The organism is Ohtaekwangia sp., assembly GCF_036568665.1.
Classification (GTDB): Bacteria; Bacteroidota; Bacteroidia; order Cytophagales; family Cyclobacteriaceae; genus Ohtaekwangia.
In genome coordinates this window covers 1-7,897 of sequence record NZ_DATCSD010000021.1, presented here as the reverse complement: position 1 = coordinate 7,897, position 7,897 = coordinate 1, and the positions used below count along the sequence as shown (strand labels likewise).

Annotated in this window: 3 protein-coding genes and 1 pseudogene; all 4 read right to left on the bottom strand. The window is 43.5% G+C overall.

The genetic code is table 11. From position 1 onward, the window contains the following. Nucleotides 1-192: 192 nt before the first annotated feature. Nucleotides 193-1,767, bottom strand: a complete 1,575-nt coding sequence (locus VIN08_RS01125) for a SusD/RagB family nutrient-binding outer membrane lipoprotein (protein ID WP_331958951.1) — start codon at nt 1,765-1,767, stop codon at nt 193-195. Nucleotides 1,768-1,779: 12 nt separating this feature from the next. Continuing rightward, complete coding sequence (locus tag VIN08_RS01120; RefSeq protein WP_331958948.1) at nt 1,780-4,926, bottom strand: SusC/RagA family TonB-linked outer membrane protein; 3,147 nt, start codon at nt 4,924-4,926, stop codon at nt 1,780-1,782. A 419-nt stretch (nt 4,927-5,345) separates the two neighbouring features. Next, nucleotides 5,346-6,908: a SusD/RagB family nutrient-binding outer membrane lipoprotein gene (locus tag VIN08_RS01115; protein ID WP_331958946.1), complete on the bottom strand. Its 1,563-nt coding sequence runs from the start codon at nt 6,906-6,908 to the stop codon at nt 5,346-5,348. Nucleotides 6,909-6,957: 49 nt separating this feature from the next. Further along, nucleotides 6,958-7,897, bottom strand: a pseudogene (locus tag VIN08_RS01110) (SusC/RagA family TonB-linked outer membrane protein); the annotation flags it as partial.

Below are 7,897 nucleotides of genomic sequence, written 5' to 3'. Positions count from 1 at the left end.
TTAACGAAGCCTATACCTGTAAAGTATAGCCCATGCTCTATTATTTTAAGGCTATAGTATATCTCTGTTTTTACTATACCCGGCATAATCTATAGGTAAATATCAACTGCCTCCCAATAAAAAGAGGAATACATATATGTACTCCTCTTTTATTATCCTTTTATTATCCTTTTACAATTTATCTACCAACGGTTACTCAGTATCCCACCAAACTTTTGCGCTGCCTAAATCCTGTCCTCCTGCTATAGTACTTACGGCTGCGTCAACAGCGTTTGTATTCGTACTGTATTCATTCGGCACATACGTGAGTCTTTTCATAACTCCTCTTCCAACAGCAGCATTTTCTGTTTGCAATAGAGGATACAAGATGTTAGCATCTGTTCTTCTCAGGTCAGACCACGTTTCCCATGACTCAGGGAAAAGTCCAAGGTACTTCTGCACTGCTATCTGCTTTCTTTGTTCACTCTCAGTACCTGCCCATGATACAGGCACATCAACCGGAGGAGTGGTGCTAAGTCCGACAGCTGCATACTCACTCACCAAAGTCGGTTCTGTTGCATCGGTAGTTCCAGCTATATATGTATCGATTTCATTTGCATCGGTAACTCCCCATTGCTGCAGAGACAAGCGGATACCTTTTTCGTAATTAGCCTGTGCTGTTCCACCACCCATACTCCAACCGTTCAGAACACCTTCTGCAAGATTGAAGTAAGTCTCAGATGCCATCATGATTTCGATTGGCTTTGTATTAGGATCTCCGAATGTGGTAGTTTGATTCGTTTGACTTAAAGTAGCAGTGTTCCAGTTTCTTACCGTTCCACCACCGTTTGGCTGACCTATGAAGTTGCCATCTGCATTGGCCGCAAACCATATTGAAAGCCTGGGGTCATTGTATCCTTTCAGGATGCTTTCCATATCGGCCGACATATAAAATCCCCAGTAACGAGCTACATCTACAAAGTCATTGTATGCATTCGCGCTCGTAGCAAAATAAGCACTTCCATCATTAGACTCGATAACACCTGCAGCTACAGCAGCTTCAGCCTGAGTCTTGGCTTTAGAAGCATTCACATCGGATATTCTTAATGCGAGGCGCAGCCTGAGTGAATTACCAAATCTTCTCCACTTTTCAATATTGCCGCCATATACTCTGTCGAAGCTTCCAAATATACCTACGGTAGTTTCTGAAGAAGCGCTCAACGTAGTGTTTGCCGCATCCAGCAATTTGAAAAAGTCATCGTACATGGACTCCTGAGAATCATACGCTATCGATGCACCGCCAATCCCTGCTTGTGAATATGGCACAGCTCCCCAGGAATCAGTAAATCTATGGAACATAAAAACTTTCCAAATATCAAGAATGGCTAAAGCTTCTGCATTTCCTTCTGATGCCGTATAGGCGTTTCTCAGAGAAGGTACAGCAAGAGTATAAAACCTCGTCCATCCGCGGGCTCTCCATCCGTCATTGATACCATTTCTTTCTGTTTGCCAACTTGTTGGACCACAAGAAAAATAGTGAGAGAAAACCATTGAATGGAGCATCGTACTTAATCCATAAGTACCATAGTCATCTCCCGGAACAGCCCATGAAGCATTACCAATTCCTTTGTATAAAGCATTGGCAAATGATGGACCTGCCATGGTCGCATCCAGTTGATCTGTTGTAAGGGTATTAGGATTGGTGTTAATATTATCAAAGTCCCCGGTACAACTCACCGACAATATCAGAATGGTCAGTGTGATATATTTTATACTATATTTTTTCATCACGACTTTCTTTTAAAAATTTACTTTCACATTAAACCCGATGTCTCTGGTAGTAGGAATGTTGAATGACTCAATACCCTGAAGGTTTCCTACCCCTACGCCTTGTTCAGGATCAAAGTATTTAGCCTTGTTCACGATGAAGAACAGGTTTCTTCCAACAATCGAGAAGTTCACTGCTGTGAATGGACCATCTCCTAAAAGTTTCTTTGGCAACGAATACCCGAGTACCAATTCTCTCAGGCGGACGTTGGTTGCACTGAACACAAAATCTTCAGCAGATCTTGGATCACGACTTGCTACCTGTGTCCAATAACTTTCTGCAGTAATAGACTTTGTATTTGGTGTAGTAGACGTGATGTTTCCGTCAGCATCGCGAGTAGCAACAACGCCATTTACTACAAAACCATCTGTTGTTCGTCCGTTAAGTGTGATGTCGCTTGCTCCGGTACCAGCCAGTTTTGCCTGAGTATAGGAAATTACTTTACCTCCGACTCTGGCATCGATCAGGAAGCTAAGAGAAAAGGCTTTATATGACAGTTTGTTTTGTATACCGCCCAGCCAGCTTGGATTGAAGTTACCTGCTTTGATATCAAAGCCTGAAGTAAATTCCGGCAAACCTGTGGTTCCATCTACCAAGACTTTTCCATCGGTAGTGCGATTAAAACCTCTGATATATAGATCTCCATAGCCTCCTCCTTTTTTAATAAACATCTGGGCCAATCGTTCATTTCCGGTTGCGACTGACAGTTCATCACGACCTTCCATGATGCTAAGTACTTTCGTTCTGTAGCTAGAGAAATTGACGGTTGCATCCCATTTGAAATCACCCGCTTCGAGAATACCAGCATTCAGTACTACTTCGATCCCTTTGTTCTGAATGGTACCTCCGTTTACTACCTGGGTAGCATACCCGGAAGTTTCCGGTACATTTATAGTAAAGATCTGGTTATCAGTTTTGGTTTGATACAAGGTAACATCCAAGCCGATTCGGTTATTGAAAAATCTTGCATCTACCCCCACCTCATTTGATTTGGAAATTTCCGGTTTAAGGTTCGGGTTATTGAGCACGGTTGATGATTGTACAATACCACCATCGGCTCCATAGTAAAGAAGTTGTTGACTTAATCTATAAGGATCTGTGTCGTTACCCACAGAAGCATGTGAAGCTCTTACTTTCAAATAAGTCAGTACTCCGGACTCTACGTTAAACATATCCGTCAATACACCAGAGAGACCTACCGATGGATAGAAGTAAGATCGGTTGTTCGCAGGCAGAGCTGAAGACCAGTCATTACGCGCGGTAACATCCAGGAACAAAACATCTTTGTAACCTAACTGCGTGAAACCATAGAATGAGTTGATTCTCTTTTCATAATAATCGGAAGTTGGCGTGTTCGTAGTCAGGTTGCTGATCGCAAAGAAGTTTCTCTTACTGAGCGTACCACCCGCACTTAGAGTAGATCGTTTTTGCATCAGGGAGTTACCACCCGCGCTTACATTAACCGATAAATCTCCAAACTTCTTGTTGTAAGCCAACAGGAAGTCTGAGTTCAACTCACGCGTAGTTCCTCTTGATTGCGAATAGCTTCCGAAATCATTAGCAATTACTGAAGTCGAAGCATACTTTGAAACGTCTGTTGAAATCGCTGACTGATCTAATCCTGAGCGTACCTGTAAGCTAAGTTCATCGGTAAAATTATACTTCAATGATGCAAATCCGAGGAACCTGCTTTGCTCGTCTGTTCTCAGGTTTCGGTGTGCAAGCCACGCTGGATTTTCCATTACTCCATTTACAGCGTTTGGATTAGGCCAGTTATACTGAATCTGTCCTGCAGGATCTATATACTGATATTGCTTGTATTGGCTATACTGCATACTTCTTGGCATGGTATAAACACCCTCACCAACTGATCCCTCACCCGTATTCAGTGCATTGTCGATTTCCTGATAGATATAGTTTGTCTTTACATCCAGTTTCAGCTTATTGCTAAGGTCACTGGTAATTCGCAAGTTCAGGTTATGTCTGTTCAGTTTGTTTCCAGGTACTATACCTTGTGAATTGGTATTGGTATAGGAAAAATATGCCTGGGTAGTTTGACTTCCCATGGATGCAGAAACGGTCTTGGCCCAGTTATACCCTGTTCTGAAAAAGTCCATGCCATTGTTTGGCTGTGGAGTAAGTGCATAGGTTGCCGGCCCTGAGTAATTAGGATTAAATGAAAGTTGCCATGCTGCTACTTCCTGACCAGTCATCTCAGGTCCCCAACTGTTTCGGGATGTAGGATCATACACTCCGCCATTACCTTGCCCGTATTTGTTTTGAAGATTGAGCATGTTATACGCCTTGGAGAACATCAGATTTGAAGAAACTGATATATTGGTTTTCTGTCCTGCCGCACCTTTTTTAGTTGTGATAATGATAACCCCATTGCTTGCGCGTGTTCCATAGAGCGCTGCTGCGGATGGACCTTTCAATACGGAGATAGAAGCAATGTCTTCCGGGTTGATACTGGATATACCATTAAAGCTGGTAGTTCCCCCTATATCTGTTGCTGGCGTTGAGGCCACGTTGTTATCCATCGGCACACCATCAATAACGAAAAGCGGCTGGTTGTTTCCGGTCAATGAACGGTTACCTCGAAGCGTAATTCTTGAGGAGCTACCCACACCGTTTCCAGTTGTTGAGAAGCTAAGACCTGCTACCTTTCCTGACAGTGAGTTTGCCACGTTCAGCGAGCGTGCTTCTGCAAATTCATCCGTTGAGATTTTCTGTGCTGAATAGGTTATTGCTTTCTTATCCCGCTCCAAACCAAAAGCAGTAACCACCACTTCACCAAGCTGTGCAGCATCTTCTATCATCACAACGTTCACTTCGCTTTGATTACCAGCCGGTACTTCCTGAGAAGCATAGCCTATAAATGAAAAAACCAGCGTTGATGAACCACCTGCCTTGATAGTATATTTACCATCTGCATCCGTTGTTGTTCCTACTGTTGAGCCCTTTACCAATACGCTCACGCCAGGCAACGCGGAGCCATCACTTTTGGAAGTTACCGTACCACTGATCGTTGCATTCTGACTTCGCGCGGCATACGCAAAGCAAAAGCAGAAGATAAAAGCCATTACAGGCCTTACCTTTTTTCGTAGATGTTTCATCATAGGTTATTATTATTAAAATTAAAAGGATGCAAAGAAGACTTCTGATTTACCCTGCTGACAGCGGGCACGAGGGGGATGTGAGCAAAAAAGACTATACGCACCGACAACAACGCCATTACTACTGAATGACAGATCGTTGTAAAAAAAATGCACACGCTGTGCAAGCGCGGCAACACTATATATAGGCGAGGGAAAAACGAATTAGCGTAGCGATGCTTCATGCTGGTGGTTTCGTCCTAAACGGAGAACCACCGAAAATCTAATCGCCCTTTTCAGAAAAAAATTTTAACACACCGAACACACTCCGTTAAATCACATTTGGACGAGTGCACAATTGAAATATTATTTTTAAGACAACGTGTTCAGACAAAATCTCCTGACAGAAATAGTTATATTCTATTAGGGGTATATAATTACGATTAGTGTATATCCCAGAAGATTCTCCCATCCCGTGTGTCTGTAGCCGCAACGCCACTATAATTACTGTTAAACGTTTTTTCGCTGGCCGGATATTGCAATCTGGTAGGTGGTAATTCATAACCCGAAAGCGGTGAGGGATAGAAGTCCAATTGCGGATATCCGGTTCGTCTTACTTCAGCCCAGCTTTGCACAGCCTGCAGAAATCCAAAATGCAACCACTTCTGTGTCCATATAGTTGCGAGTTTTTCTTCCTGTGTTCCGGTATATAATGGCGATACCGTCTGCGCTATAAATATATCCTTCTCGTCTTCCGCAGGAGGCGCTAATAATTTACCGGACGATTGATTTACATTGTTGAGGTAATAATAGAAATCAATGGAATTTCTTACTGCCTGCGTATAGGCCTCCCGTGCATCACCACCACCCCACCGCTCAAATGCTTCTGCTCTCAGAAAGCCTACTTCTGATGTAGTCATCACAACACCGGGTAATTTTGAGTTATATAAAAAAGTAGCAGAATCGATAATGGCATAACTCTGCAAACCCAACTGCTGCTCAATCAGCGATTCGTTAGTAGGCATGCCGTTGTATTCCTTATTGGGAATAAACTCACCGTTTATCGTTTGGCCGTACTTATCAAACAGCACAGGAATGCGCGGATCATTCCATGGCTTCAATACCTGCTCCAGCATAAAATACGGTGCCGGGTAATTAGTCCAGTCGGTAAAGGCCGCATGCAGATCATCGGTATAATTGGTGAGCGGCTGTAACAATACATCGTCTTCTGTCGGGATATATCGTGCATCGGCATCGCCCAGTAGCGGATACGTTGCAGGATCATTCAGCATCGTCTGTACCTCCTGCTTAGCGCGGGCTTCATCTGCATACGAAATACGCATCAACAAACGCAGGCGCAGCGAATTGGTATAGCGCTGCCATTGCTTGAGGTTACCTGCCAGAAGTATATCCTGTTTGGAGAAGAGTGCTTTTGATACCGTTGATAAAGTAGCGGATGAAAAATATCCGGCCGCCCCTTCCAGGCCGTCAAGCATAGTATTATATATATCTATACCTTTATCAAAAGCCGGATATACCACTTCACCTGTTTTGTTCAGCATACCCGCCTCGCTAAAAGGTATATCTCCCCACAAGTCAACCATCTGCGCAGTCTGTTCATACAGTACTACACGGGCGGCATGCACAAACACATCCATATCTTTCTGCTCATCGGCCGATAAAGCTTCGTACGCTTTTTCTATTTCGCGAAACTGCGCCATTACACCAGCACCATTGTCGCTGGGTCTGTAATAGTCATCCCAGCGATTGCCGATATAGGCATCGTTCTGCTGGTATACCGACTCGGTGTTCAGATAACCAACGGACTGGGTATATACTCCTATGTGCCAGTTTATAAATGTACTCACTTCCCAATACGAAGGCCTTACCCGATTGTTGTTCAGCATCTCGGTAAAGAACTGATCAATGGTTGCATTAGCTGTGCGATCAGGGTTGAGGTAACGATCATCCAGTTCATGCTGACACGCACCAATAGTGAACAGCATTAAAAGTAAAACCAGATAATACCTCCTGCACAGGATCATAATCGTGTTGTTAGAAACTCATATTAACAGAAAATCCATAACTCCTGGTAGCTGCATTCGAGCCTTCATCAATTCCCTGGTTAAGCCAGTTCGTTCCAATGGTTGACTCGGGGTCCAGATTCTCCAGTGTTCTCCATATATAGAACAGGTTGCGCCCGATCAGCGAGAAACGTATACTCTGAAAATGTAATTTATTGGCAGCACCCAGCGGAAGATTATAGCTCAGTACTACTTCACGCATTTTTATATAGCTGTTATCATAGATTGCCCCGGCTTCATTCCACGCATTACTTCCCCAGTCGAATGTATTCAGGTAATAAGTAGCAGCATCAATCACGGTTGTGTTCGGAGTTCCGTTCGTAGTAACTCCTTTTATTACTACGCCATCATGATATACTGTACTTCCATCGGGCGCACCGGTATTATTATCAGGCAACAATATTTTTGTTCCATTACCATTTATATAGTAAGGAAGGCCACCGGTATCGGCAGACCGGTATTGCAGTGTATTCTTATACATACCTGCTGCCATACCATACTTCAATGGCGGTGAAATGATCTTTCCTCCCAGGCTATAATCGATCGACAGATCGAGGCTCATATTTTTATACCGGAATGTATTCACAAAGCCACCGGTAACTTTGGGCAACATATTACCGGCTTTTACATATTGTGTTTTATCAATAATGTATAATCCCTTATCGTTTATGATGAAGTTACCATGTTCATCTGTCTTGCGGGGATATACATATATATTTCCGATAGACTGTCCGGGCTCTGCCACTACCTGTATCGCACTTCCCTGCAAATCGCGAAACACGAGTTTGTTGATACCGTTTCCTAACGAGTGAACTTTCGAGGAATTTATAGCCACATTTACTCCGCTATTCCAACTGAAAGTGCGCGCTACTAAAGACGAAGTCAATCCCAGCTCCCACCCGTTGTTTTGC